Source organism: Tichowtungia aerotolerans (assembly GCF_009905215.1).
In the GTDB taxonomy this organism is placed as follows: Bacteria; Verrucomicrobiota; Kiritimatiellia; order Kiritimatiellales; family Tichowtungiaceae; genus Tichowtungia; species Tichowtungia aerotolerans.
Genome location: NZ_CP047593.1, coordinates 3132464 through 3157593 on the forward strand (window position 1 = coordinate 3132464; position 25130 = coordinate 3157593).

Below are 25130 nucleotides of genomic sequence, written 5' to 3' on the forward strand. Positions count from 1 at the left end.
GCAGAGAGGTATTGCGGTCATCTGAATGGATTGCTATATTTAGCGGTTTTGAGGGGTTTGTAGCCCTGTATATTGTATTTCGGGGAAAAATGGCTGATAATAAAAAAAAACATGTCTACGATGAGAGTAAGATCAAAACACTCTCGTCTTTGGAGCACATTCGCGCCCGGACCGGTATGTACATTGGTCGAACCGGGAACGGAAATCACTACGACGATGGGATTTATGTCCTTCTGAAAGAGGTGATCGACAACGCCATTGATGAGTTCATCATGGGCCATGGCAAAAAGGTCGAGATTACATTGGAAGAGGATACAGTTTCGGTGCGTGACTACGGGCGGGGGATTCCGCTCGGGAAACTGGTGGAATGCGTTTCTCGGATTAACACGGGTGCAAAATACAATGATGACGTTTTTCAGTTCAGTGTTGGACTGAACGGAGTCGGCACCAAAGCTGTGAATGCTCTGTCCACTTATTTTGTGGCTCGAGCGCATCGTGATGGGAAATTTGCTGAGGCTCGGTTTGTGCGAGGGATCCTTGACGGCGAAGACCAGGGATCCGCGAAAAATGAAGAAAACGGAACGTATATCAGTTTCTCTCCTGATCCGGAGATCTTCAGGAATTTCAAATTTCGCGAAGATCACATCAACCGTCGGCTGCGTTTTTATTCATACCTGAACGCTGGTCTGGTTATTGTTTTCAATGGAAAAAGAGTGGTGTCCCAAGGCGGGCTTCTTGATCTGATCCGCGATGAAAGCGAGTTTGAGAAAATCTATCCGCCATTTCATTATCGCGATAAAATGCTGGAGTTTGCGTTTACCCATACGAACCGCTTCAGTGAAGACTACTACTCTTTTGTCAACGGACAGTTCACCAGTGACGGGGGAACGCATCTCAGCGCCTTCCGGGAAGGTCTTCTGAAGGGAATCAACGAATACGCCAGCGCCAAGTTTGACGGCAATGATGTTCGTGAAGGTATTCTGGGCGCGGTGGCTATTCGGCTGAAAGAGCCGATATTTGAGTCGCAGACCAAAAATAAGCTGGGAAATACAGAGATACGTTCCGATATCGTTGCCAGCGTGAAAAAAGCCGTCGTTGAGTTGCTGCATCGCAATAAACCGTCTGCAGAAAAACTCATTGATAAAATTAAAGAGAGCCAGAAACTTCGGAAAGAACTCAACTCGGTTAAAAAGCTGGCCCGGGAACGTTCCAAGGCTGTATCGATTCGTGTGCCGCAGCTCAAAGACTGCAAAAAGCATTTTAATAAATCCAAGGGAAACCACGATGATACGATGATATTTATCACCGAGGGACAGTCCGCCGCAGGGTCTTTGGTCAGTTGCCGGGATGTGAACACCCAGGCGATCTACACCCTTAAGGGTAAGCCGCTCAATGTGTGGGACCTCAAGCGTGATGCGATTTATAAAAACGTCGAAATTTATAACCTCATGCGTTCGCTTAATATCGAAGAGGATTCGAACTGCCTGCGCTATAATCACGTCGTTCTCGCGACGGATGCCGATGTGGACGGCTTGCATATTCGAAATCTGATGATTACCTTCTTTTTGCGCTTTTTCGAGTCGGTTGTGCGTGACGGCCACCTGCAGATTCTGGAAACGCCGCTGTTTCGGGTTCGAAACAAAAAGGATACGCTTTACTGCTACTCGGAAGCCGAACGCGATTCTGCAATGAAAAAGCTTGGGCGCAGTGCCGAGGTGACACGATTCAAAGGGCTGGGCGAAATATCGCCCAAGGAATTTGGTGCTTTCATCGGGCAGGACATGCGCCTGACTCCGGTGGTCGTTGATGAAGACCACTCCATTTCCGAGGTCTTGAGCTTCTACATGGGCAAAAATACACAGGAACGCCGTTCCTACATCATGGACAATCTTGTAGTGGACGAAGAAATTTTATGAGCAAGAATCAGGAACTCCTTTTCGACGATGAGTCCGTCGAAAAAAACGATGTGGAACCCGGACTTCAGGATGAGCACAATCCGTTGGAAACGGAACATGGCCCATTGCGCGAGCTGGTCGATTTCAACTTTCTTCAGTATGCCTCCTACGTCATCTGTGACCGGGCGATTCCGAATGTGGCTGATGGACTGAAGCCGGTTCAACGTCGCATCATGCATGCGCTGTATGAAAAGGATGACGGGCGCTTTATCAAAGTGGCCAATGTCGTTGGGCACACCATGCAGTATCATCCGCATGGAGATGCTTCTATCAATGATGCCCTGGTTTCTCTCACTAACCGCGGGGGCTACCTGATCGAGGGGCAGGGGAATTTTGGGAACATTTTCACTGGTGACCGGGCCGCTGCCGGTCGTTACATCGAATGCCGCCTGACCAAACTGGCAAGGGAAGAGCTTTTTAATAAAGAGCTGACCCGATTTCTGCCCAGTTATGACGGACGCAATCAGGAGCCAGTCACGCTGCCGTCCAAACTGCCGCTGCTGTTAATGCTTGGCGCCGACGGAATTGCTGTTGGACTTTCCACCTTCATTCTCACCTATAACTTCATTGAACTGCTTGAAGAGCAGGTTGAAATTCTGCGTGAGAAAAAACGGACTCCATACAAAGCCGATCCGATGCCGGACTTCCTGACCGGCGGCGTCATGGATGCGTCCGAGTATGAAAACGGAAACGGAAAAGTCAAAGTCCGGGCCAAAATTGAAGAACGCAAAGGCCGGCTTGTTATCACCGAATTGCCGTTTGGACAGACAACTGAAAAACTGACGGCTTCGATTGAGGATGCGGTTAAAAAGAAAAAAGTAGCCGTACGCGCGATCAACGATTACACCGCAGAAAACGTTGAAATCGAACTGGTTCTTTCGCAGGGAGCGAAACCTGAGAAGGTTGAAAAGGCCCTCTATGCATTTACCAACTGCGAAGTATCCGCGTCGAGCCGCATTGTCGTTATCCGTGATAATCGTCCGGTCGAAATGACCGTGGATGAAATCCTGCATCTCAACACGCAGCAGCTTCTGTGGGTTCTGGAGGGCGAACTCAACCTTCGGCGCGACAAACTGCTCGATGCATTCCACACCAAAACGCTGGTGCAGATTTTTGTCGAGAACCGTATCTATAAGAAAATCGAGCAGTGCAAAACCGGCGAAGCCGTTCGTAAAGCGATTAGGGAAGGGTTGGAGCCGTTTAAAAAACAGTTAAAGCGGGCGATTGTTGAAGACGATATCGATATGCTGCTGGGTATACCGATTAAGCGCATCTCGCTGTTTGATATCAATAAGAACAAGTCGGACCTGGATAAAATCCTAGAAGAGCTTGCTGAGGTGGAGAAAAACCTCCAGTCGCTCAATGGATATGCAATTCGCTACGTGAAGAATCTCATCAAAAAATATAAAGCGGAATATCCTCGTCGTACGCGGGTTTCCACCTTCAAAGAGATTGAAGTGCGAGCTCTGACTGCCACAGAGCTGACCATCGGCCACGATCCTGAAATTCAATTCGCAGGTTCCACTGTCAAAGGGGAAGAACTTCTACAGTGTTCTTCTCTGGATAAACTGATGTTTGTCTGGGGCGACGGGCGTTATCAGATGATGCCGCCGCCGGAAAAACTGTTTGTGGATGGGAATCTGTTGTATTGCTCCATTTTTGATCGCGATCGGGAAATGACCTGCATCTACACGCATCGAAAAGAGACCTACATTAAACGTTTCAAGTTCGGCGGAACCATCATGAACCGCGACTATCAGTTGGCGCCTGATGGATCAAAAATTCTGCTATTTATGGAGGGCTGTCCGGAAGAAATTTATGTGCGTTATCGTCCGGCCAAAGGACAGCGTATTCATCAGCAGATGTTTAAACCGGAAAACCTGCTCGTCAAAGGGGCCAAGGCCAAAGGCAACCGGTTGACCACGAAGTCGATTCAGTACATCGATACAAAACCCGGCCGCTGGTGGCGCGCTGATGAAGATACTCCGCAGGGAGTTCTTCTATAGGTTTCAAACCTTGGGAAATTCCATGCTGATTTTTCCGGCATCGGAAAAAAGAAAAAAGCGCTCCCGGTTACGGAGCGCTTTTTTCATTTGCAATGACTGGAGCTTTTTCAGAACTGCCAGTTCACAAACAGCATGGTCGGCAGAGATTCTTTCTGTGAGGCAATGTTGACCAATCCAATCTGCAGGCCGTCCAGAGTCTGGCACTGGTTGATCAGTCCAAGCTGGAACCCACGGGCATCGCGTACGCCGTTGTAGATTCCGAATTGTGCTCCGGTCATGTCATTATAGGTAATATTGACGAGGCCAACGTGCAGCCCGCAAAAGCTTTCTGTGTAATTGTAGAGCCCGACCATCACACCTTTGGAATCGTAAGCGACATTCACCAGTCCGCCCTGTACGCCGCGCAGGGTGCTGGCCTGGTTAAACAGTCCGCCCTGGGCGCCGTTGCACTGGCCGTGTACAAAGTTGAAAGCGCTCCACCAGCTGATGAAAGGAATTCCCTGAAAACCTTTTACATCGCCATTGGCATGGTTGATGAGCCCGATACTGAGCCCTTCGGAGTTGCCTTTGCTCAGGTTGACTGCGCCGATGCCGACTCCGCGAAAAATATCATCCGTCTGATTGATCAGCCCGATATCAACGCCGGACACGTTGCGGTTTGCTCCGATAATGTTCAGGCGAAGCCCGGCAAAGTCACCGTCGTAGGGAACCAGTTGAACCGTCGGATAAAGCGCGAGCTGAAGCGGATAGTAGACTCCGCCGGTATCTTCAGAAAAAACGACTTCCTGTGCCGAGGCGAGACCGGTGCACATCAGGATAAAAGTGGACAGAACAGCAACTGTTTTTTTCATACGGTATTCCTTGGTTTGAGAACCTTCAATGCCCGCTCATCCGGGCGCTCTAGAAAAACTATCAAAATTCCGACTGATGGCAATCGCATTCTTAACAGCACCAGTAAGAGCGGACATGCGGATTTCCAATGGTTGGAAAATCTGCGGGAGATTTCAAGGGCTCAACTTTAGGGAATTGCTGCTGTAATACGGAAAAATAGAAGCTGTCATTTCCTGCCCGATGATTGTTTGCAAAAAGGGCGGCTCCGCCGGGAGACAGAATGGAATGGATGCTTTTGGAAAGGAAGGGCCATTCTTTCTCTACCGAAAAGGCGGTTCCTTTTTTCGGTGCCGCCGCGAAGACCGGTGGGTCGCAGATAATCAGGTCCCATTTGGGAAAACCGGACGGGTCAGAGTCCTGGCGACGTAACTGGCGCGCCAGCCATTTGCGGACGTCTTCCTGAATAAACTTTCCGCGCCCGCTTTCCGCCAGTCCGTTTGCTTCAAAATTCCGTTTTCCCCGGTCGAGGCAGCCCCCGGCAAGATCAACCGAAAAAACCACTTCCGCACCCGCTGCGGCTGCGGTGACTGAAAACGAACAGGTGAATGAGAAAAGGTTGGCAACCCGCTTGCCGGACGCGGCCGCGGCTACGCGGCGGCGCGACTCGCGCTGGTCGAGGAACAGGCCCGGATGCTGTGAATCGTTCAGCGAAATTTCGTACTTTAGCCCGTGCTCTGTCACAAAGAAAGATTCCGGAACCGGTTCGCCGAAAGCGACTGTATCCTTGAACAGTTTGCGACGGTGAGGATCGCGCACATTGGTGCGGACAATTCCTCCGCGGTATGGAAGTTTCCGAAGTTCGGGCTCCAGCCGCTTTAGGAGTTCGGCAGAGGAAATCGATTCGTCATAGCCGGTCACCAGCAGCCACTCGCCGTAGCGGTCAATCGAAAACGGCCCGCACTCGTCCCGGTGCACCAACCGGTATGCATCCGTCACCTTTTCCAATCCAGCCCGTTTCTCTATCGCATTTCCAAACATTGGAACCATAATATGGTTATGTTTAAATTTTTCCAAGGTTTGGAAAACTCATTTGTGCAAAACATCGCGCCGATTATTTACGAAAGAAACTATGACCAATAACGACACACTGCGCCGTCTACGCTATGCCCTGAACCGCAACGACCTGGCTATCGCCGAAATCACCTCAAAATCTGGCCGCAAAACGACCGAGGCTGAAGTTGCCGCCTGGCTGAAACTTGAAGATGAGCCGGGTTTCGCTGTGCTTCCCGATCAGGATCTTTGCAGCTTTCTGGATGGACTGATCATTGAAAAGCGCGGCCCGCATCCATCAGGAAACGTACCGGAGCCGGTCGAATACCTTTCCAACAACGAAATTCTCAAAAAGCTGCGGATCGCCTACAGCTTCAAATCCGACGATATGCTTGCTGTTTTCACAAAAGTCGACTTCGACGTTTCAAATGCTGAGCTTGGCTCTTTTTTTCGCAGCGCCGGTCATCCCAAATTTGCAAAATGTCCCGAACAGGTTCTCCGCAAATTCATCAAAGGCCTTAGCCTGTAACGGCCGTTTTCCAATCATTGGAAACTAAACGCAAAGACGCTGGGGTCGCAAACTGGGGTCGCAAAGCTTCGCAGAGGATTGCTTGGCGAAGCTCCGCGGTCTTTGCGATTCTGCGTTGAATATCAATGATGTGACACAGGCCGGAATTTGATGCGGTGCGGCTTGTCGGCGTCATCGCCGAGCAGGCGGCGGCGCTCTTCGTGGTAGGCCTCGTAGTTTCCTTCGAACCAGGTTACTTTACTGTCGCCTTCAAACGCCAGGATGTGCGTGGCGATGCGGTCGAGGAACCAGCGGTCATGGCTGACGACCACGGCGCAACCGCCGAAGCTTAAGAGCGCTTCTTCGAGCGCGCGCAGGGTGGTTACATCGAGGTCGTTGGTCGGTTCGTCGAGCAGCAGCAGGTTGCCGGCGCGCTGCAGCAGTTTGGCCAGATGCACGCGGTTGCGTTCTCCGCCGGACAGGATGCCGACCGGCTTCTGCTGTTCGCTGCCTTTAAAGTTGAATTTGCCGCAGTAGGCACGGCCGTTCATCCGTTTTCCGCCAAGGTCAACCCACTCGTTGCCGTTGCAGATTTCTTCATAGATCGTGTTGTCCGGATTCAGGTCATCGCGGCTCTGATCGACGTAGGACAGGTTGACGGTCGGGCCGATTTCGAGCGAGCCGCCGGTTGGTTCCTCCTGTCCGGTGATCATGCGGAAGAGGGTGGTTTTCCCCGCTCCGTTACCGCCGATCACGCCGACGATTCCGCCGGGCGGCAGGTCGAAGCTGACGTTTTCCATGATGACGCGTTCGCCGTAGTATTTGGTCAGTCCATTGGCGCGCACAACCAGATTTCCGAGCCGTTCGCCGGATGGAATCTGGATTTCGACGCTTTCTTCGCGGGTATCAATTTCCTGCGCAGCGAGCTTCTCGTAGTTTTTCAGACGGGCCTGGCTTTTTGCGCGGCGGCCGGACGGGTTGGCGCGCACCCATTCGAGCTCGCGCGCCAGCACTTTGCTGCGCGAGGCGGCCTGCTTGTTCTGCATGGCGAGCATCGCCTGTTTCTGTTCCAGCCACGCTTCATAGTTGCCTTTGTAGGGGAAGGTGCGGCCCGCATCGAGTTCAAGAACCCATTCGGTGACGTTATTAAGGAAGTAACGGTCATGGGTAATCACAATCAGCGTGCCCGTGAAGCGCACCAGATATTCCTCCAGCCACGCGACCGACTCTGCGTCGAGATGGTTGGTCGGCTCGTCGAGCAGCAGCACATCCGGATTGGAAATCAGCAGGCGGCACAGCGCCACGCGGCGCTTTTCACCGCCGGACAGCTTGTCGGCCTGTGCGTCACCCGGCGGCAGACGCAGGGCATCCATTGCCATTTCCACCTTGTTGTCGAGGTTCCACAGATCCTGTGTGTCGATCACATCCTGCAGTTTGGCGACTTCATCGTTTAACGCCTCGGATTCCTCGTCGGACACATCGCCGGAAAGAAGCTCCCAGATTTCGTCGTAGCGATCGAGCATCGCCTGCGCTTCAGCGACTCCTTCCATGACATTGCCCATCACGGTTTTTGAATTGTCGAGCTGCGGTTCCTGTTCGAGGTAGCCGATACGTGCACGCTTAGCGATTTGTACTTCGCCCATGTAGTCGGTATCCACGCCCGCCATAATGCGCAGCAGGCTTGATTTACCCGAGCCGTTGCTTCCGATCACTCCGATCTTGGCGCCGAAGAAAAAGGCGAGGGTCACGTCGTCGAGCACCGTCTTGCTGTCGTGCTGTTTGGTCAGATTCTGCAGGTTGTAAACGTATTCGCCGGCCATAAGTACTGTTCCTTTAAAATTTGAGAGGGGACGGTATCGAAAAGCCACGTTTAAATCTAACGGTATTTCGAATTTTTAACGGAAAAGAGCATGTTATAGAACTCATTCAGGGAGGGGCATGACCCCGACAGGAGCAGGCGCGGGAGCCGGGACGCTATTTTTAATTTGAAATGCCGCACGTGGAGCATGTCCGTCGCACGCGGGGTTTAGAGCCGTTTGGCGGATACGGGGGTGTTCAAAGTTCGCATCGCACAGAATGCGATTATCCAGGATGTACTGATTATTTGTTTACATTTATAAATTGCAGAGAAGTTTTGCTGGCATGAAAGATATCGTGTTGTTTGAGGGCGTGGGCTTGGGTTATATTTGACAGAGTATATAAACGGTGCTGCCGGGTGATGGTTGATCGGTTTGCTGGTTACGGGAGGATCTAGTCCTGCTTTGGATGGCCATATTTTCTTGAAATCTGCATGGGATGCCTGTGCAGAAAAGATATGAATGCTGAAAGGGATTTTTTGTGAAAATTCATGAATTGCTGCGGATGCTGTTGTGGCCTGCTGTTGTTGTGTGTGCTGTTCTGGTCGGAATTACGTTCTTTACCCAGTTCATCGAGGGGCGCTCGGCTGTTTTAGATTATTTTCTGGGAATTGTTGATTTAAGAGATGAGCGTACGTTCGGAACCTGGTTTGAAGGTTGTCTTTTCATTCTGACCGGAGTCTCATTTTTTCTGGTGAGTCGACATCCAGATCTGCCCTTGTTTGGCAGCATCTTTTTCGTGTTGTCTGCATTGGCGTTCTGTTTTCTCTCTGCAGACGAATCGATGTCGCTTCATGAATTTTTTGGGTATGAATTCGAGCAGTTGACCGGGAATGTTGATGGTACCCGGTTGGCGGAGCGAGGGTACTCATGGGTTATGCTGTATGCTCCGGCAGCCATTCTAATGCTTGGAATCATGCACCGGTTCTATAAAACCTTGTGCCGGCGAGTGCGCCCGGCAGCGCATGTTTTGTTTGCGGGGGCATGGATTGGAATTACTGCTGTTATGCTGATGGAAAATGCGGAGAGCTGGTCGGTTCTGATCGGTGCAGACTGGCCTTATCTGACCTGTTTTGAAGAGCTGTTCGAGCTGGCCGCTTTGCTCCTGTTCCTTTCAGCGAACCTTTTTATTGCTGAAGAGAACGATCTTTAGACTGTTTCATTCGTCTTGAGATCATCAGGACAAGCCCCCCGGTTCCCAGAAGAGCAACCACTGCCGGCTCTGGAACACCATCCGGCGAGAATGTGTCCGATGTGGCTCCAAGCTCGGAAAATGTCAGCGTGGAGTCAGTTCCTCCGTTCACGCCGTTCAGGTCCATGTTTAAGCTGTTGTTCTGCGTGGCGGTAGCCATTACATAATTGATTGGCGTGCTCTGATCGATGCTGATGCCGTTGGAGCTGAGAACCGAGACGATATCGTTAAAGTTAAAGCTGAAGCTGATGAATGCGTCTGTACTTCCTCCTCCATCGACATCATAACTTGATGCATTTGGGTCAATTTCAGCGCCGATCAGTGTGAAATAGTAATTTACTCCGATAACCTCATCAAAAGTAAGTGTTGGAGGAGATACGATTGTTGTTGTGCTTGGTCCGGTATTGGCCCCGTTTCCGGGGAACCAGATGGCCAGCTGTCCGGTTCCGTTCGGGTTGTTATCTATGCCAAGAAACAGATCCAGGGCTCCGTCCAGGTTTGCATCCATTCCAACAAAGAGGTTGTAGTCGAAATCCATCTTCGATTCATTTTTTACGGAGTTGATACGGGCGCGAAAGGCGATTGTTCCATCTGTCAGGTCGGCTGTCCCGGCATCGTCAAACTGGGTATAAAATGCAGCATGATTTTCGTCTCCGACCAGATCTCCGGAAACGAGGCCGGTCTGCTGATCCGCAAATGCGTCCGGAGTGTTTGTTCCGTAGGTGACAGGAACCCAGTAGGTAGTATCGGAGGTGATGGATAAATCACCAAAGCTTTGTGTGCACATCACTATAATGGTTAGCAGAAGATGTTTTATTAATTTCATATCGCTCATCAATAGAATTGTATTTAAATGTAATTAAATTAGTTTTGTTTTTTTTGCGTGAGCGAGGTCAAACGAAATTTTTGAAAATTCTTTCTCAGAAATAATATTTATTTCTCGAGAGTGCGAATGAGCGTTTGCACCGATTTTTGCCAGCTCAGCCGGTTATGGTAGTCATCAAATGCGTTGATAGACAATGCGCGATATTTTTCGGGGCTTTGGAAATGCTCAGAGATTCGATTTGCATATGCGTCCACATCTTCAACATTCACGCAGTATCCGTTGATTCCGTCGTGCACCGCAGTCGGAATACCGCCGGTATTTGAGGCAATAGCCGGCAGGGCAAAACTGTTGGCTTCCGGGAAAATGTGACCAAAGCATTCTGCCCGACAGGGTTGGAGCAGGAAATGAGCATTGCGGTAGAGCTGTTTCATTTTTTCCAGTTCATCCGGTTTGTTCAGAGATAGAAATCCGGCGCAATGTACAAACTCGGGAATCGAATCCATGTGTTTGCCTGGATCTGTTCCGAGAAAGGTGATTTCGACGGAGATTCCGGAGGAACGCAGTTTTTCGACGACTCGGATTGCTGTATCGCCGCCTTTGCGGGTCCATTCTACACCGGCAAAGAGGAGGCGGCATGGGCCGTCGAATCGTTTGGATTCAACGAGATTTTCGGCCTCGTTTCGTGTCATTCCGGAGGTGAAGTTGGCTCCATAAGGGATTGTTTTTACTTTGTCGGGGTTCGCTCCGTAGAGCCGGATGGCGTTCTGGCTCGCCCAGTCAGAGGCAAACACCAGTAAGTCGCAATTTTCAACCGCGGCGCGATCCATTTGTTCCATGGCCCTGCGGGTGCGGCTGCACAGGTTGCTGAACGTTTGGTAATAATCAAAAATTCCTCCGTACAGCGTATCCGTCCACAGAGCAACTTTGCGGTCTGTATGCAGGTAAGCCGCGTGTTTGGTTTCATTGCACAGCACAACGTCTACATCGCTGTATTTGAGTTTGCGGGCCATTTGGCGTCCGTAATTGCGACTTAAAGACGGTTCTGCCCATCCGTAATACAGCCTGCTGCAGATCCTTTGATAGCCCGCAATTCGAGCTGCCGCTATCGGTGAACAGAGATTGCGAAGCGGGCCGAGCTGCTCGATGGAGCCGGTTTCCGCTTCGAGGCTGAGCGCAATGTTTTCTGCGGCAGTATGGAGTCCGAATGTCCCGGGGCGGGTTTCCCCCTGATGCAGAAAGTTGCGATGATGTCCAAACGCCAGTTTCATGATGCAAGGCTTTCTGCGCTGCTGGATGTATCGCGCCAGATCGATGAACGGTTCTTCTGGATCACCCGTCTTGCGTCCTGATAGACCACCGAGTCGAGTGCCAGTTGAAAAAGCAGCAGCGGCAGCTGGGTCAGTTTTTTGGTCGTGGTGCTGTGTTTCCAGCGGCTGATACGTGTTCTGATCACAATGCGGTAGTGGCGTTTTGTGTCGCTTTCTTTCACTTTTCGGTCGACCAGTTCGGTGGACCAGTGCGGGTTTTCTTTTGTAAGGCGCATGATGACATCGCCGGCATCTTCGCCTTTCTGTATTTGCGATTTGAGGAAAGTCCAGTGCCATTCATGGATCATGTATCCGCTGATCTGTCGACGCTGGGTGGCATAAATGTCGTATGGACGGGTGTAGGCCTCGAACAGGTGATAGGCTGCATGAGCGGAAGCTACGCGCCGTTCCGGATCATCCGGTTCAGTCAAAAAATTAGTGACAGCCATTTTTTTAACGAATCCGTCGTCCTGAATGATTTCGTGCGGAAGCAGGAAGTGGCGCATGAAATCGCCGCGGGCGATGTACAGCTGTCCGAAAATCTGTCCCGGGGCATTTTGGTTGATGTAGGATGTGCGCATCGAAATGCGGTCGAACAGGTTCTGCCTTTTTTTGAAAGCGACATGTTTTACCGGTCGATCGCTGGCGATGAATGCATCGGGTTTGGCTTCCAGGGCATCGATCATGCTTTGAATCACATCGGTGGTAATGAAGCTGATGTCTGCATCAATAAAAAAGAAGTAGTCGGTTTCCGGATGTCCAAAGTTATGAACCGTATGGTTGATCACATTGTTTTTGCCGGGAGTTTCTGTTTCAAAAACCTCAAGGCGAAGTCGGGAAGGGTTCTCTGTTTTTTCAAGAAAGGCATCGATGGTTTCCTGTGCAACCTGAGCCGTTCTGTCGGTGCAGTTGTTTGCCACGCAGATAAACTCCACATCAATATCCGAGCTGAAAACAGACTGAGCAAACAGGCTTCTCAGGGTGGTCGGGATGATCTCCTGCTCATTGCGTGCAGCCATGCCGAAACAGATTCTCATTGGATATGCACCTCCGGTGGGTCTTCATCAAACGAACGTTTTTTCCATACTAAAGCGGCCGAATAATGCGGGTCAATTTCCAAAGACTGGAAACCCCAGTTCGCATCTGTATCTGCCGCGGGTATTCCGGAGCGGTATGGAAGCGGAACGCAAAATGAGCGAAGTTCTCTGAAAATGCCTTCCCCTCGGGCTTTAACATACGCTTCTTTCAGGGCCCAGATGTCAAAAAATCCGGTTTGAGGGTCTTCCAAACCTTGGAAAAACTCTTTTTCCGCTGGGGCAAACCAGCGTTTGGCAATGGCCGTCATCGGAACTCCATCCCGACGGAACTCAATATCCACGCCGACGGCCCGGTCGGCCGCGATGGCGATCAGCAGCCGATCGCGGGAGTGCGACACATTAAACTCCAGTTCTCTGTTCGGAAGATAGGGTTTCCCCAGTGCGTTGCGATTGAAAACAATGGCGGCAGGATCGCGGCTGAGCATTTCGGACAGGGTTCGGCGCAGCATTCCTCGGCAGAGGATGTAGCGTTCCTGATCTGCGGCGTTTATGAACCTGGCTGCGCGCTCATGCTCTGAGCTGGTTAAGATATCGCGACATGCAGGAACCTGGTCCCGGTGTTCAGGAATCCGGAGGCTCCAAAGAGTAATGGAATTTGCTTTTTTCATTGATTTAAAGGCGTTTTATAGCATGGGTCTGTGTTGTATGCGAGTTTCCTGACCTTCTGAATTCCGGGGGCGAATAAAGCCTGGTTTTCTCGTTTTTCTGTCAGGTTGAACGGGCCAAGCCCGCAGGACCGACTTGGTTTTGTTGTGGCCAATTGCGGCGCTCTGGTGCTGTGGGCCGCGCAGAGTTTTTTAAATGCAGGTGAAAACCCGGAACTGCGCGATTCGGTCTGAGTAAAGCGGTCGGATCTGATGAAGACTGGGATGTTTTTTGATGCTCGGAAAGTGGAGAACGGCAAGAAAGAACTTGAACGAAGCTGTGAAATCACAATAATGAATATTTCTTCAGGGCAGGGTGAAATTCCCGACCGGCGGTTACAGCCCGCGAGCCGAAAGGCAGATGCAGTGCAATTCTGCGGCCGACAGTTACAGTCTGGATGAGAGAAGAACAAAGCAAAAGCCGTTTGCCCTGAAGACGTATGTTTTCAGGGCTTTTGCGTGTATAGAAGGAACGATGATGAGCAACAAGCTGTTTGATCCGGTCGAGGACGTGCTCGACGCGCTGCGACGCGGCGAAATGATTGTGGTGACGGACGATGAGGATCGGGAGAATGAAGGCGATGTGATTTGCGCCGCCGAATTCTGTACGCCGGAGCAGATTAATTTCATGATTACCCACGCACGAGGGCTGGTTTGCGTTCCGATTACTCAGGAACGTGCCTCCCACTTAGGATTGGCGCGCATGAATATCTCCCACGAAGGTGACAAGTTTCAGACGGCCTTCACGGTGTCCGTCGATGCAGTCGGCAGTACGACCGGTATCAGCGCTGCGGAACGCGCCCAAACCATTCATGCAATTATTGATGAAAAAACCAGCCCGGAGGGGTTGCTTTGCCCCGGACATGTTTTTCCTCTGATTGCCATGCCCGGAGGAGTTCTGGAGCGTGCCGGCCACACCGAAGCAACCGTGGACCTGGCCAAAATGGCAGGTCTGAAGCCGGCCGGCGTCATCTGTGAGATTACCAATGATGACGGATCGATGGCTCGTCTGCCGGAACTGGTGAGTTTTGCCAAAAAACATAAGCTTAAAATGACCTCTGTCGCGGAGATCACCAAATATCGTTATCTCAACGAAATTCTGGTCAATCGCGAGCGCTCGGTTGCCATGCCGACGGATGCAGGAGCTTTTCAGCTGCGCATTTACAGTTCCTTTGTGGATGATAAAGATCATCTCGCATTGTTTATGGGAGAGCCGACGGAAGAAAAGCCGTATCCGCTGGTTCGCGTGCACAGCGAATGCCTGACCGGCGATGTGTTCGGTTCGCAACGCTGCGACTGCGGAACCCAGCTGAAGCGTGCGATGGAAATGATTGCGGATTACGGCTACGGTGCGCTGGTTTACATGCGGCAGGAAGGCCGCGGCATCGGGCTGACCAAAAAGATTCATGCCTACGAACTTCAGGATCAGGGCCTCGACACTGTCGAGGCCAATGTGGAGCTCGGTTTTGCGCCCGATCTTCGCGATTACGGCATCGGTGCCCAGATTCTGCGGGATCTGGAGATGACGAATATTCGACTGCTCACCAACAACCCGGCGAAAATCGAGGGGCTGGATAAATACGGTATCGTTGTTCAGGAACGGGTTTCGATCACCTGTGCGGCAACTCCGCACAACGAACGTTATCTCAACACCAAGCGTGAAAAAATGAAACACATGCTTTAAGCTTCGGAGTATCAGTGATGGGTAAAGGATTTGAACAGTCGAATAATCTGGATGCGAGCGGGATGACGTTCGCGATCGTTGTCAGTCGTTTCAACGAGGAGCTGACGAGCCAGCTGGCGAACGATGCGCTCCAGTGTTTGAAAAAAAACGGCGCAGACGTTGCAGCCATTGGAACGTTTCAGGTGCCGGGCGCTTACGAAATTCCGGTGGTAGCCAATCAGCTGGCCGCTTCCGGAAAATATGATGCGCTGATTGTTCTCGGTGTTGTCGTTGAAGGTGAAACGCAGCACGCTCAAATGATTATCGATACGACCGGTCGGACCATTCTCGATATTTCCTGTCGTTACAATCTTCCCGTGATTAACGAGATCGTCGGTGTCCGTACCTGGGAGCAGGCGGTGGCCCGCTGTTCCAGCAGCGAAGAGAGCCGCGGCTGGTACGCTGCCGAGGCGGCCATTGAAACCGCCAAACTTATGAAAGCCATAAAGGAATCTAAATGAAAAAAATAACCGGACGCCGGCAGGCGCGCGAATGGGTGGTGCAGTTTCTCTTCCAGACGGAGTTTAATCCGGAAGAACTCGATCAGGCGCTGGAAGATTTTTGGAATGATGAAGAAAAAAAACCACTGGATCGGGACCGCAATTATGTGAACGAAGTCATTCGCGGCGTGTTGGATCAGCAGTTTAAGATTGATCGTACGCTGAAGCGCTATACGGACAACTGGGATGTGGAGCGTCTGGGGGCGCTCGACCGCACGGTTTTGCGTGTGGCGGTGTACGAAATGCTTTTCCGTGACGATGTGCCGCCGGTGGTTTCTATTAATGAAGCGATAGAAATTGCCAAAGCCTACAGTGGGCAGAAGTCGGCCCGGTTTGTGAACGGTGTGCTCGATCGGATTCAGAAGGAACTGAAACGGCCCTCGCGGACTCCAAATACTGACAATGGATGAGCATGAGCTATTTATGGAGCGCGCCCTGGTGCTCGCGCGGCGCGGTGAGGGATTGACCCGACCCAACCCTCCGGTCGGTGCCGTGCTGGTTGAAAACGGAAAAATCATTTCCGAGGGCTGGCACAAAAAGGCCGGCGGACCGCATGCAGAAGTGAACTGCCTGAAAAAAGTTTCAGGCATTGGAAAATCAGCGGTTCTGTATGTAACGCTGGAACCCTGTTCGACGATCGGTCGTACGCCGCCGTGCACGGATCTGATTCTGGAACGCGGTATTCGTCGCGTTGTAATCGGCTGCAAAGATCCCAATCCGTCTCACGCAGGCCGGGGAATCCGTAAGCTGCGCCGCGCCGGAGTGGACGTGGTTACGGGCGTCTGTCGCAAAGAGGCGCACGCCCTGATTGTTCCGTTTACTAAACGAATGCTGACGGGACTGCCGTTTGTGACGCTGAAGCTCGGCGTGACGCTGGACGGACGTATTGCCGACAGTTCCGGAACATCTCAATGGATTACCGGTCCGACGGCCCGCAAAAAGGTGCAGGAAATGCGCCGAAAAGTGGATGCTGTGATGGTTGGAGCGGGGACTGTGCGCGCTGATAATCCATCGCTGCTGCCGCGTCCGGCCAAAGGCCGTGCGCCGTGGCGGGTTGTGGTTGGTTCGGATATTTCTGAAAAATCGAAGGTGTTGACCGATGAGGCTGCTGCCCGGACCGTGATAGTCGATGGTTCGGTGAAAAAAGCGTTGCGCGCCCTCGCAAAGGAGCACGGTGTGATGCATGTGCTGTGCGAGGGTGGTGGTGAGCTGGCCGGGTCGCTGATTCGTGCGGGGCTGGTGGATGAATTTATGATTTTTATGGCGCCGTCTGTGCTGGGTGGATCCGGGTTTCCAATGTTTGGAAAAAAAGGATGGTCGCTGCCAAAAATGCCGCGTTGGGTTTTCCAAACCTTGGAAAAATGCGGGGATGATGTTTTGATACGGGCCGTGCCCGAGAAGGAGAAATAGTTATGTTTACAGGAATTGTTCGCACAGGCCGCATTGAGTCGATTGTGATGCAGGGCGAGGCTGGCCGCATTAAGGTGACGCCGGAACGTCCTTTTGAACAACCGGTTGATCTGGGTGACAGTATTGCGGTGAATGGAGCCTGTCTGACGGTGGCGGCCATTGAGGATGGTAGTTACTGCTTTGATGTGCTGGCGGAAACATTTGATAAAACCAATCTGGGAGAGAAAACCAGTGGTTCAATGGTGAATCTGGAGAGGGCTCTTGCGCTGGGAGATATGCTTGGGGGGCACATTGTGACGGGGCATGTCGATGGAACCGGACGAGTGAAAAATATTGAGCAGGTGGACCGCGATTGGAAATTTACCATCCAATGTGCACAGGAAATGCTTATGTTAATGGTTTACAAAGGATCGATTGCTCTTGATGGGATTTCTTTGACGGTTGCTGAGTTGCTGGATGACGGTTTCGTGGTTCATATTATTCCGCATACGATCGAGGAAACAGACATGTCGGAGTTTAAAATCGGTACAAAAGTGAATTTAGAGGCCGATATTCTGGGAAAACATGTTCAACGTATCCTTGAGTTCGGCGGGGGACAGGATTATCGTCTCAATTTTGAGAATATGCAAGTTTGAGAGAGAAATAAGGAAGGTTTGCCGGGATAATGAAAAAAATTCTGCTTGTAGATGATGAGGCAGCAATTCGCTCTATGTTGAGTGTGCTTCTAAAAACGGATACGCGTTCATTTGTGGAAGCACCCAACGGGACTGTGGCTCAGGAAATCTTGGCATCCGATTCTTTCGATTTGATTATCAGTGATGTGATTATGCCGGATTGTGACGGAATTGAACTGGTGATGGCTATTCGCCGTAAGCTGCCCGAGGTCCCGGTGATTATTATGTCCGGCGGGGGGCGGGTACACGCTTCTCATTATTTAAATTTAGCAGAAAAGCTGGGTGCGGCCCGGGTTTTTGAAAAGCCTTTTGATGCGACGGAGCTTCGCAGCACAGTTACCGAGCTTCTGGACGAAGCGGAGACGGTTCCGCAGACGTAGGATTAGGAAATTTTATGAACGACACAAATTTATTGAAACACTTTGAGGAAACAAGCGCCTTGTTGAATGGCCATTTTGAGCTTCGCTCGGGCCTGCATTCCAACCAGTTTTTCCAGTGCGCGCTGTTGCTTCAGTATCCCCGTATTGCCGGTGAAGTCTGCGCGGCATTGGTGGATAAAGTGAAGGAGGAACTGGGGCCGCTGGAAATCGATACCGTCATTGCTCCGGCTCTTGGCGGAATTTCAGTCGGGCATGAGGTGGGGCGTGCATTGGGGGTTCGGTTTATCTTTGCTGAAAAGAACGCCGACGGCGCGTTGATGATGCGACGGTTCAAGATTGAAAAAGGCGAACGGTTTCTGGTTGCTGAAGATGTGATTACCCGCGGTGGCCGTGTGCAGGAAACCGTTAATATTGTCAAAGAGCATGGCGGCGTTGTTCAAGCTGTTGGAGTTCTGGTGGACCGCAGTGGCGGGAAAGCACAGTTTGATGCTCCGTTGGTCAGTTTGCTGAGAATGGAGCCGGTTACGTGGGATCCCGCAGAGTGTCCGTTGTGTCAGGAAGGCCAGCCTCTGGTTCATCCCGGCAGCTGATCGGTTTCGCTTTAAGCAGTAAAGAGTTGAGTTAGTCCGTTTTTTTTGCAAAAAATCCGGGATGCTTATTCAACTGCAACAGGAGGCTGCCGATGGCCGCTGAGTCGACCAATCGTCGTTTTCTGAATCTGTTGAAGCCGCTGTGGCTTCCGGTTTCGGCAACCATTTTATGCCTGATTCTTCTTACGGCGGTAAATATGGTTACGCCGATGCTGATAGGCACGGTGTTCAGTCGGGTTTTTCCCGAGCGCAACTGGTCTTTGCTGTGGATGATTCTGGGCGGGCTGACCCTTCTGTTTTTGGTTCGGAACCTTCTTTTTTATCACAGCAAGTGCATCGCTGTACGTGTCGGGGAAGAGGTTTGCTTTAATCTTCGAACCCAGCTTTTTGATCGTATTCAGCAGAAAAGCCTGATTTTTACCCGCACGCAGAATCCAGGCAAGCTTTCCAGCAAGGTGATGAATGACTCCCTGAAGATTCAGGAGTTTATTCAGGGCGTAATGCCGAAGTTTATCCAGTCAGCTCTCTTGTTTGCAGGGGTGATGGTGATGATCTATGTGCTGAACTGGCAGTTGGCACTGGCTTCGACATTTGTTCTGCCGCTGCATGTGCTGACCTACCGTTATTTCGGCGAACGTATCAAGCAGGCCAGCCGCCGTTCCCGTGAATCCATTGATTTTGCTGCCGGCAACATCGTCGAGAGTCTGGTAGGTGTGGAGGTCGTAAAAGGATTCAGCGGCGAGGAGCGTGAAAGTCAGGCTTTTAAGGATGCGATTGCTTCGTCCCGTCGCAGTCAGGTGGAAAGCCTTCGGTATGTTGCTTTGCAGAAAGTCTGGGCGGATCTGCTGGTAGGAGCCGGAATGCTTGCGCTGATCGGATTCGGGGCCTGGCAGGTGATCGGAAAGCCGGAGGGCCAATCCATGCTGGCAGGTGATTTTATTGCATTTTTCTGGTATATCCGCTTGCTGTATCCAACCGTCATTGAACTGATGAGCAGCGGGGGAAAGCTTGCCGGTGCTCATGCCAGTGTTGAGCGCGCACTGGAACTGTTTGATGAAGTGCCACAGTCTGTGGACCGCAAAGCCGGCGGGTTGAGACCGAGTATGCGTGAAGACATTGTTTTTGAAAATGTTTCATTTGCGTTTAACCCTGAAGAGGAGGGGCTTGCTGTTATCAAAGGAGTTTCCTTTGCGGTTCGAAACGGGGACGTCTGTGCGATTACAGGTCCTTCCGGGGCCGGCAAAACCACGATGGTCAGCATGCTGCCGCTTCTGATTACTCCCGATAAGGGAACCATCCGTATTGGGGAGCACGATATCCTGTCGGTCGATCTTGCACATTTAAGGGATTCGATCGGTGTGGTATTTCAGGAATGTTTCCTGTTTAATACGACGATTATGGAAAATCTGCGCTATGCCCGACCCGACGTCCGGATTCGCCGAATCAAAGAAATCTGCCGCCAGACCGGCGCCGATGACTTTATTCGTCAACTTCCGCAGGGCTATGACAGTATTGTTGGTGAAAACGGGATTACACTTTCCCGTGGCCAGAAACAAATGATCACCTTGACGCGAGCAGTTATTAAAAATCCGGAAATACTGATTCTCGATGAAGCGACTGCTTCGCTGGATCCTTCTTTAGAATCATATGTGATTCCCACAATTCTGGATCTTATGAAAGGACGGACGACGCTTATGATCACGCACAATCCCAGACTGCTTGAACACGCTGATTGCGAACTGATTCTTGACGATGGGCAGGTCGCATCGTTTAATCAGCTGCGTAGACCGTCTGCACGACCATTTGGATCGAAAGCCGGAAAAACAGTGGCTGCAGCTCTCGTTGCCGGATGCATTGCTTTTGGGTTGCTGCCGCAAACCGCTCGCGGCGGAGAGATGATCAGCCGGCGCGTGCGACTCAGCTACATTGCTCCGGAGCGTTGTGTCCAAATGCTCCAGTTGTACGGGATTTCTATCGGGCAGGCAGGCAAGCCGGTGAATGCGAAAACGCTTCCTACAGTGGTTGCCCAGCCTTCCACTCCAGCTCATGATTTACTCCCTAAAATGGGGACCGGGTTTAAACCTACAGATTCGGATCCCATTGGAGATCTTTTAGTCTTTTATGATGAAGATAAGCCCGAGCAGTTCAGCCGGGTTCAGACGGTGATTCGCCGGGATATCGACCTTCCGGCCCGTCAGATTATGCTGGAAGCGATGGTGATGGAGATTTCCGAGGATTCGATTGACCGACTGGGAGTGGAATGGTCCCGGGATATTTCTTCAGGGGGGGACGTCGAATTTGGAGCGGGGCTGGGAGATATTACCGGCCAGTTAACAGTTAATGTGGATGATATTTTTTATGATTTCAATATGAAGCTTCGCGCACTGATCCGTGAAGGTGAGGCGGAAATTATTTCCCGGCCCAGTGTGCTGACGCTAAATAACCGCATGGCTTTCATCAACGTGTCCGATTTAGTGCCGGTTGCCCAATCAAAGTATCACGGTAATCAGGCAATCAGCACGGTGGATTTTAAAGATAAAGAGGTCGGTATCCAGCTGGCTATCCGTCCCCGGATTAATGAAGACGGTAAAGAGGTCAGTCTGCAGGTGAACGCAGTTGTTTCTGCCGTGGTTGCCGGAGAGGATGTCGAGGTTAAAAAGGATGATGATGTGGTTGCCAGCAGTCCGACCATTTCGGTTCGTGAGGTCAAAACCTATGCTCGCATTGCCAACAATACTCCATTTATTATCGGTGGACTGATCGCCAAAGATGATACTAGCACTCGCGACCGGGTGCCGGTTCTCGGGGCTATTCCGTATCTGGGGAAACTGTTTCGTTTCGAATCCATTACAGAAGTGAAGCGGGAAGTGATTATTGTCATTACGCCGTTTGTTCTTCCGGAGGCGGATGGCCTGCGGTCTGATCAGCAGATTGTGGGACGCAACCTGCCTCAGGATGAGGATCAATTCGATTCTATTGGTAACCGTCTGTTCCGAGATGCCTACCGCATTCGTGAAGAGGATGTGTATGATCTAGACTTCCTTGTTTCCAACGAAGAACTTATGCGTCTGCAAACGCTGGCCGATCAGGCTGCCTCCGGCAATTTGACAATGAAGGAGACATACCCTTACAGCCACTTTGTAAACGGAAAGATCCCGGGCGAGCAGGTCCTTGTTTATCGTCAGATCTATTCGGTCATTCGCCGGATTGGTTTGGATAAACAGGTCGATACAGATCATCTGATTTTCTTTAAAAAGACTCCTGACCAGTCAACGGGGTTTGATGTGGTGTTTCTCGGCAAATTCCTGCAGAAGGAGGCAGAGCGGATTTGGACGAAAAATCATCCGGATGAACGCTGTCCCGAGGATATCTGGGAGGCGCTTGGCGATCATGCGATCGCTCTGACCTATACCAACCGCAAAAAAGAAGCGGATGCCGCTGAGATTATGTTTGAGGAGGTGCCGGATGTTCAGATTGTTCCCTGCACAAGTCGGGAGGAATTTGATCGCTTGCTCTGGGACCTCAATCAGCCGGATGAGCAGGGGCGTGGGCGAGGGACTATTCTCCTGCACACGGAGCGGGATCTGCAGCGTGTGAAGCAGGCCATTGTGCTGCGTGAAGCCATCGACCTCAATGGAACCGGTGACACGATGACTCTTGCTAACTTCAGCACAGGTCGGTTGCTGTTGTTGCCGGATCGCGATGATAACCAGGTTGATTTGATCGGAGGGAACATAGCCCGTCTGTTCCTGACTACGGACCGTTATTATGACCTTCTTCGAGAATCTCTGCGCACCGATATGGATGCTTTGCGGAACGCACTTAACCTGTCACCGAAGTCGCAGGCGGCCCCTGCGAAACCAGCTCCAGCACCTAAGGCAGAACCGAAGCCTGTTCCCAAAGAGGACGCGAAGCCGGCCTCTTAGTCTCTGGCCGATATAAAGCGGTCGATAATTGTGAGCAGTTTTTTCAGCTTTTTCGGCTTGTGTTGGCGGTTGGTTGGCAGATTATTCCATTCATTTTTCAGTTGTCGCTTTCCGGTTCCGGGCGTATTCTCTCCGCTCATTTTTGTTCTAAAACCTAGAGGAATCCGAATTATGGCACATCCGCTTGAAGCCCTGCTGGCCCTTCAGCAGAAAGACCGCAAAATTGCAAAATTAGAGCGAGAGATTAATGATATTCCGGCGCGCAAAGCTGAAGTGGAAACCCAGCTCGATCAAGCCAAGGCAAAACTTGCAGCTGTTCGCGAAGAGCATGTAGGTGTCCAGTCCGATCTCAAACAGCTTGAGGTGGAAGCGGAAGCTCATAAAGAGAAGATTACCCGTTATAAACAGCAGCAGATGGAGGCCCAGAACAACGACCAGTACCGTGCTTTGCTGATCGAGGTGGCCAATGAAGAAAAAGCGGTTTCAGATCTGGAAGATCGCGAAATTCAATTGATGGAACAGCTTGAGCTTTCCAAAAAAGCGATTGATGAACGCGAAGCGGAAATGAAAGAGGAAGAAAACGGCATTCGTGACGAACAGGATATGCTGATGGAGCGCCTTGAAGAAGTTCAGGAAGATCTGGAAGCCCAAAAAGAAAAACGCGCTAAAATGGCTGCTGAAGTGGAACCGAGACTTCTTTCCCGCTATGAACGCATTTTGGCCAATAAACGCGATTTTGCTGTTGTCCGTGTTGAAAACGGACATTGTCGTGGTTGCAATATGAAACTGCCGCCGCAGGTGGTTAACGACGCCATTAATCCCGCCAAACTGGTTTCATGCAACTACTGCGGTCGATTGCTGATTAATATCTGATTCCACGACCGCTGATTATCACAAATCGGAAAACTGCAACCGCTTCCCGACAGGGTTTATAACGGTTGCAGTTTTTTTATGCCGCAGTGTCTTTGCGGTTGATTTTTCCTTCACCTAGAGGTTTCTCCAGTAGATTCTTGGAGCCTGTTTTCGGCACATTATACCCCGTAGTCAGGTAGCGTGTGTCTGGATTTGGTCTGCACCGATTATCTGTCGATATACTGGAGATCCAAGATGAATATAGTGAAGACAATGAGCCTGCTGGTGCCGATCGTGGCTGGATCAGCTTTTGCCGATAAGCCCAATATTCTTTTTATTTATGGCGATGACATCGGCTACGGCGATTTCGGGTGTTATGGCGCAGAGGGAGTGGATACTCCAAATATTGATCGGGTTGCAGAGCAGGGCGTTCGGTTCCTGTCCGGTTACTGCACTGCGGCAACCTGCACGCCGTCACGCTACTCACTGCTGACCGGAGAGTATGCGTTTCGCAATCAGTCCGCAAAAATCCTGCCGGGGAATGCTCCTCTGATCATTGATCCGGCCCGGCCGACCATTGCCGCTTTTCTGCGTGACAACGGATATGCCACTGCTCTGTCTGGTAAATGGCATCTGGGACTGGGCTCGGCAACTGAGCCGCTGGACTGGAATGGACAGATCAAACCCGGCCCGAAGGAAGTCGGTTTTGAGTATTCATTCCATATGGCAGCCACAGCCGACCGCGTTCCATCGGTCTATATTCGGGATGGCCGGATCGTCAACCTTGATCCGGCGGACCCGGTGCGGGTGAATTACAAAGGGAAGGTCGGAAATGACCCGACCGGAACCTCTCATCCTCAGCTCTTGCGGATGCAGGCCGACGAACAGCACTCCTGTACGATTGTCAACGGTATCAGCCGTATCGGGTATATGAGCGGCGGACATCAGGCGCGTTTCCGGGATGAAGATATGGCGGATACCTATCTGTCCGAAGCCATGCAGTTTATCCGCAAACACAAAGAGAATCCCTTTTTCCTTTATTTTGCTCCGAATGAAAGCCATGTGCCGCGCGTAGTGCATCCACGTTTTCAGGGTTCATCTGCGCTCGGTCCGCGCGGGGATGCTTTGGCGCTGTTTGACTGGTGTGTCGGCCGGCTGGTCGAAACTCTGAAAGAAACCGGGCAGTATAAGAATACTTTGATTTTTATTTCTTCAGATAATGGTCCGGTTCTGTTCGACGGCTACTGGGACGGGGCGCTGGAAAAAAATGGTGACCACAGGCCGGCCGGGCCATGGCGCGGCGGAAAGTACAGCCGGTGGGAGGGCGGAACCCGTGTGCCGTTCATTGTTTCCTGGCCGGACCGCTCTACGCCCGGTATTTCACAAGCCATGGTGAGTCAGGTCGACCTGTACGCCTCGATTGCCGCGCTGATCGGTCAGCCGATGCCGGATAATGCCGGACAGGATGGTCAGAACCTGCTGCCTGCTCTGCTGGGAGAGACCGATCAGGGTCGCGATTATGTCATCGAAGAAGCGCTCTCGCAGATTGCCGTTCGCAAAGACAACTGGAAATATGTTCCGCCGGGCAGCGTGACTGAACGCGGAGGAGTCGACGAATGGGTTAAGACTGATGTGCCGGAACCGGGGATGCTGTTCCATCTTGCGGAAGATCCCGGAGAAACGCGTGATCTCGCCCATGTCTATCCGGATAAAGTCGACGAGCTTCGCCAGATTATCTACGATATTGCGCCGGACAAAGTCAGTGGTCCGAGGCTGCTGAATAAGAATCAATTGGGGTTTTGA

Annotated in this window: 21 protein-coding genes and 1 riboswitch; of the genes, 14 read left to right on the forward strand and 7 right to left on the reverse strand. The window is 51.4% G+C overall.

What is annotated here, in order from left to right; translation table 11 throughout:
- The first annotated feature begins 89 nt into the window (after window positions 1-89).
- Entirely contained in the window at window positions 90-1916 is a 1827-nt protein-coding gene (locus GT409_RS12885) for a DNA topoisomerase IV subunit B (protein ID WP_160629475.1), read from the forward strand.
- Complete coding sequence (locus GT409_RS12890; RefSeq protein WP_160629476.1) at window positions 1913-3961, forward strand: DNA topoisomerase IV subunit A; 2049 nt, start codon at window positions 1913-1915, stop codon at window positions 3959-3961. Before GT409_RS12885 ends, GT409_RS12890 begins: the two co-directional genes overlap by 4 nt.
- Window positions 3962-4068: 107 nt before the next feature.
- Here GT409_RS12890 and GT409_RS12895 read toward each other — a convergent pair whose 3' ends face one another.
- Window positions 4069-4812 (reverse strand): LA_2272 family surface repeat-containing protein, encoded by a 744-nt coding sequence (locus GT409_RS12895; RefSeq protein ID WP_160629477.1) that lies wholly within the window; start codon window positions 4810-4812, stop codon window positions 4069-4071.
- 91 nt (window positions 4813-4903) lie between these two features.
- Window positions 4904-5866: a class I SAM-dependent rRNA methyltransferase gene (locus tag GT409_RS12900; RefSeq protein WP_160629478.1), complete on the reverse strand. Its 963-nt coding sequence runs from the start codon at window positions 5864-5866 to the stop codon at window positions 4904-4906.
- Between the two features lie 55 nt (window positions 5867-5921).
- On the opposite strand from GT409_RS12900, the gene GT409_RS12905 reads away from it, so the two are divergent.
- Window positions 5922-6371 (forward strand): YehS family protein, encoded by a 450-nt coding sequence (locus GT409_RS12905; RefSeq protein WP_160629479.1) that lies wholly within the window; start codon window positions 5922-5924, stop codon window positions 6369-6371.
- Between the two features lie 122 nt (window positions 6372-6493).
- On the opposite strand, the gene ettA is transcribed toward GT409_RS12905, so the two are convergent.
- Window positions 6494-8170: an energy-dependent translational throttle protein EttA gene (gene ettA, locus GT409_RS12910; RefSeq protein ID WP_160629480.1), complete on the reverse strand. Its 1677-nt coding sequence runs from the start codon at window positions 8168-8170 to the stop codon at window positions 6494-6496.
- A 517-nt stretch (window positions 8171-8687) separates the two neighbouring features.
- Here ettA and GT409_RS12915 point away from each other — a divergent pair.
- The gene (locus tag GT409_RS12915; protein ID WP_160629481.1) at window positions 8688-9359 is read left to right on the forward strand and encodes a hypothetical protein; all 672 of its coding nucleotides are present in this window, start codon (window positions 8688-8690) and stop codon (window positions 9357-9359) included.
- Here the strand turns inward: GT409_RS12915 and GT409_RS12920 are convergent.
- The 4 genes from GT409_RS12920 to GT409_RS12935 all read right to left on the reverse strand — a co-directional run bounded on the left by GT409_RS12920 (window position 9334) and on the right by GT409_RS12935 (window position 13236).
- Window positions 9334-10224 carry a PEP-CTERM sorting domain-containing protein gene (locus GT409_RS12920; protein WP_160629482.1) on the reverse strand — a complete coding sequence of 297 codons (891 nt, stop codon included), beginning with the start codon at window positions 10222-10224 and terminating at the stop codon, window positions 9334-9336. The genes GT409_RS12915 and GT409_RS12920 overlap by 26 nt on opposite strands.
- A gap of 107 nt (window positions 10225-10331) precedes the next feature.
- The gene (locus GT409_RS12925) at window positions 10332-11492 is read right to left on the reverse strand and encodes a glycosyltransferase family 4 protein (RefSeq protein WP_160629483.1); all 1161 of its coding nucleotides are present in this window, start codon (window positions 11490-11492) and stop codon (window positions 10332-10334) included.
- Window positions 11489-12568, reverse strand: a complete 1080-nt coding sequence (locus GT409_RS12930; protein ID WP_160629484.1) for a glycosyltransferase family 2 protein — start codon at window positions 12566-12568, stop codon at window positions 11489-11491. Before GT409_RS12930 ends, GT409_RS12925 begins: the two co-directional genes overlap by 4 nt.
- The gene (locus tag GT409_RS12935) at window positions 12565-13236 is read right to left on the reverse strand and encodes a 4'-phosphopantetheinyl transferase family protein (protein WP_160629485.1); all 672 of its coding nucleotides are present in this window, start codon (window positions 13234-13236) and stop codon (window positions 12565-12567) included. Before GT409_RS12935 ends, GT409_RS12930 begins: the two co-directional genes overlap by 4 nt.
- A gap of 334 nt (window positions 13237-13570) precedes the next feature.
- A riboswitch (FMN riboswitch) is annotated at window positions 13571-13686 on the forward strand.
- Window positions 13687-13762: 76 nt separating this feature from the next.
- Here GT409_RS12935 and GT409_RS12940 point away from each other — a divergent pair.
- From GT409_RS12940 to GT409_RS12985, 10 genes are all read left to right on the forward strand, one after another.
- On the forward strand, window positions 13763-14956 hold the full coding sequence (locus GT409_RS12940; protein ID WP_160630122.1) for a bifunctional 3,4-dihydroxy-2-butanone-4-phosphate synthase/GTP cyclohydrolase II: 1194 nt from the start codon (window positions 13763-13765) through the stop codon (window positions 14954-14956).
- A 17-nt stretch (window positions 14957-14973) separates the two neighbouring features.
- Entirely contained in the window at window positions 14974-15456 is a 483-nt protein-coding gene (gene ribH / locus GT409_RS12945) for a 6,7-dimethyl-8-ribityllumazine synthase (protein ID WP_160629486.1), read from the forward strand.
- On the forward strand, window positions 15453-15905 hold the full coding sequence (gene nusB / locus GT409_RS12950; protein ID WP_233231558.1) for a transcription antitermination factor NusB: 453 nt from the start codon (window positions 15453-15455) through the stop codon (window positions 15903-15905). Before ribH ends, nusB begins: the two co-directional genes overlap by 4 nt.
- 13 nt (window positions 15906-15918) lie before the next feature.
- Window positions 15919-16905 (forward strand): bifunctional diaminohydroxyphosphoribosylaminopyrimidine deaminase/5-amino-6-(5-phosphoribosylamino)uracil reductase RibD, encoded by a 987-nt coding sequence (gene ribD, locus GT409_RS12955; RefSeq protein ID WP_233231559.1) that lies wholly within the window; start codon window positions 15919-15921, stop codon window positions 16903-16905.
- Between the two features lie 2 nt (window positions 16906-16907).
- Complete coding sequence (locus GT409_RS12960) at window positions 16908-17540, forward strand: riboflavin synthase (protein WP_160629488.1); 633 nt, start codon at window positions 16908-16910, stop codon at window positions 17538-17540.
- A 29-nt stretch (window positions 17541-17569) separates the two neighbouring features.
- Complete coding sequence (locus GT409_RS12965) at window positions 17570-17959, forward strand: response regulator (RefSeq protein WP_160629489.1); 390 nt, start codon at window positions 17570-17572, stop codon at window positions 17957-17959.
- 14 nt (window positions 17960-17973) lie between these two features.
- Entirely contained in the window at window positions 17974-18549 is a 576-nt protein-coding gene (gene pyrE / locus GT409_RS12970) for an orotate phosphoribosyltransferase (protein ID WP_160629490.1), read from the forward strand.
- A 92-nt stretch (window positions 18550-18641) separates the two neighbouring features.
- A complete protein-coding gene (locus GT409_RS12975; RefSeq protein WP_160629491.1) occupies window positions 18642-22475 on the forward strand; it encodes an ABC transporter transmembrane domain-containing protein in 3834 nt (1277 codons plus the stop codon).
- Window positions 22476-22505: 30 nt separating this feature from the next.
- Window positions 22506-23348, forward strand: coding sequence for a zinc ribbon domain-containing protein (locus tag GT409_RS12980; RefSeq protein ID WP_160629492.1), 843 nt, complete (start codon window positions 22506-22508; stop codon window positions 23346-23348).
- A 234-nt stretch (window positions 23349-23582) separates the two neighbouring features.
- The gene (locus tag GT409_RS12985) at window positions 23583-25130 is read left to right on the forward strand and encodes a sulfatase family protein (RefSeq protein ID WP_160629493.1); all 1548 of its coding nucleotides are present in this window, start codon (window positions 23583-23585) and stop codon (window positions 25128-25130) included.

Bases quoted from the DNA above. Each gene is read 5' to 3' on its own strand.
- GT409_RS12920 (WP_160629482.1), bottom strand. From the start codon at position 10,224: ATGAAATTAATAAAACATCTTCTGCTAACCATTATAGTGATGTGCACA.
- ribD (WP_233231559.1), top strand. From the start codon at position 15,919: ATGGAGCGCGCCCTGGTGCTCGCGCGGCGCGGTGAGGGATTGACCCGA.
- GT409_RS12890 (WP_160629476.1), top strand. From the start codon at position 1,913: ATGAGCAAGAATCAGGAACTCCTTTTCGACGATGAGTCCGTCGAAAAA.
- GT409_RS12930 (WP_160629484.1), bottom strand. From the start codon at position 12,568: ATGAGAATCTGTTTCGGCATGGCTGCACGCAATGAGCAGGAGATCATC.
- GT409_RS12975 (WP_160629491.1), top strand. From the start codon at position 18,642: ATGGCCGCTGAGTCGACCAATCGTCGTTTTCTGAATCTGTTGAAGCCG.
- GT409_RS12965 (WP_160629489.1), top strand. From the start codon at position 17,570: ATGAAAAAAATTCTGCTTGTAGATGATGAGGCAGCAATTCGCTCTATG.
- ettA (WP_160629480.1), bottom strand. From the start codon at position 8,170: ATGGCCGGCGAATACGTTTACAACCTGCAGAATCTGACCAAACAGCAC.
- pyrE (WP_160629490.1), top strand. From the start codon at position 17,974: ATGAACGACACAAATTTATTGAAACACTTTGAGGAAACAAGCGCCTTG.
- GT409_RS12925 (WP_160629483.1), bottom strand. From the start codon at position 11,492: ATGAAACTGGCGTTTGGACATCATCGCAACTTTCTGCATCAGGGGGAA.
- GT409_RS12960 (WP_160629488.1), top strand. From the start codon at position 16,908: ATGTTTACAGGAATTGTTCGCACAGGCCGCATTGAGTCGATTGTGATG.
- nusB (WP_233231558.1), top strand. From the start codon at position 15,453: ATGAAAAAAATAACCGGACGCCGGCAGGCGCGCGAATGGGTGGTGCAG.
- GT409_RS12895 (WP_160629477.1), bottom strand. From the start codon at position 4,812: ATGAAAAAAACAGTTGCTGTTCTGTCCACTTTTATCCTGATGTGCACC.
- GT409_RS12985 (WP_160629493.1), top strand. From the start codon at position 23,583: ATGAATATAGTGAAGACAATGAGCCTGCTGGTGCCGATCGTGGCTGGA.
- ribH (WP_160629486.1), top strand. From the start codon at position 14,974: ATGGGTAAAGGATTTGAACAGTCGAATAATCTGGATGCGAGCGGGATG.
- GT409_RS12935 (WP_160629485.1), bottom strand. From the start codon at position 13,236: ATGAAAAAAGCAAATTCCATTACTCTTTGGAGCCTCCGGATTCCTGAA.
- GT409_RS12905 (WP_160629479.1), top strand. From the start codon at position 5,922: ATGACCAATAACGACACACTGCGCCGTCTACGCTATGCCCTGAACCGC.
- GT409_RS12885 (WP_160629475.1), top strand. From the start codon at position 90: ATGGCTGATAATAAAAAAAAACATGTCTACGATGAGAGTAAGATCAAA.